The 997-nt window shown below is 50.9% G+C and carries 1 rRNA gene; it reads left to right on the top strand.

The window, feature by feature from the left end:
- Window positions 1–83: 83 nt before the first annotated feature.
- Window positions 84–997, top strand: a 23S ribosomal RNA gene (locus MXD58_RS25520); the annotation flags it as partial.

Below are 997 nucleotides of genomic sequence, written 5' to 3'. Positions count from 1 at the left end.
TTCGTTGAACACTAGATAACCTCAATACGGCAACGTTTTGCGGACCGTTTTTCAAAACCCCGAGTAAGATTTTTGTATTTTGTGGTTAAGTTAGAAAGGGCGCACGGTGGATGCCTTGGCACTAGGAGCCGATGAAGGACGGGACTAACACCGATATGCTTCGGGGAGCTGTAAGTAAGCTTTGATCCGGAGATTTCCGAATGGGGAAACCCACTGTTCGTAATGGAACAGTATCTGTACCTGAATACATAGGGTACTGAAGGCAGACCCGGGGAACTGAAACATCTAAGTACCCGGAGGAAGAGAAAGCAACATGCGATTTCCCAAGTAGCGGCGAGCGAAACGGAATCAGCCCAAACCAAGAGGCTTGCCTCTTGGGGTTGTAGGACACTCTACATGGAGTTACAAAGGAACGGGGTAGATGAAGAGATCTGGAAAGATCCGTCAGAGAAGGTAAAAACCCTGTAGTCGAAACTCCGTTCCCTCCTGAGTGGATCCTGAGTACGGCGGGACACGAGAAATCCCGTCGGAAGCAGGGAGGACCATCTCCCAAGGCTAAATACTCCCTAGTGACCGATAGTGAACCAGTACCGTGAGGGAAAGGTGAAAAGCACCCCGGAAGGGGAGTGAAACAGATCCTGAAACCGTGTGCCTACAAGTAGTCAGAGCCCGTTCATGGGTGATGGCGTGCCTTTTGTAGAATGAACCGGCGAGTTACGATTTCATGCAAGGTTAAGTCGATGAGACGGAGCCGCAGCGAAAGCGAGTCTGAACAGGGCGAATGAGTATGAGGTCGTAGACCCGAAACCAGGTGATCTACCCATGTCCAGGGTGAAGTTCAGGTAACACTGAATGGAGGCCCGAACCCACGCACGTTGAAAAGTGCGGGGATGAGGTGTGGGTAGCGGAGAAATTCCAATCGAACCTGGAGATAGCTGGTTCTCTCCGAAATAGCTTTAGGGCTAGCCTCATGATAAGAGTCTTGGCGGTAGAGCAC

Source organism: Frankia sp. AgKG'84/4 (genome assembly GCF_023242965.2).
Classification (GTDB): Bacteria; Actinomycetota; Actinomycetes; order Frankiales; family Frankiaceae; genus Frankia.
The sequence above is the reverse complement of the archived record's forward strand: the minus strand, read 5'-3'. Positions and strand labels throughout refer to the sequence as shown.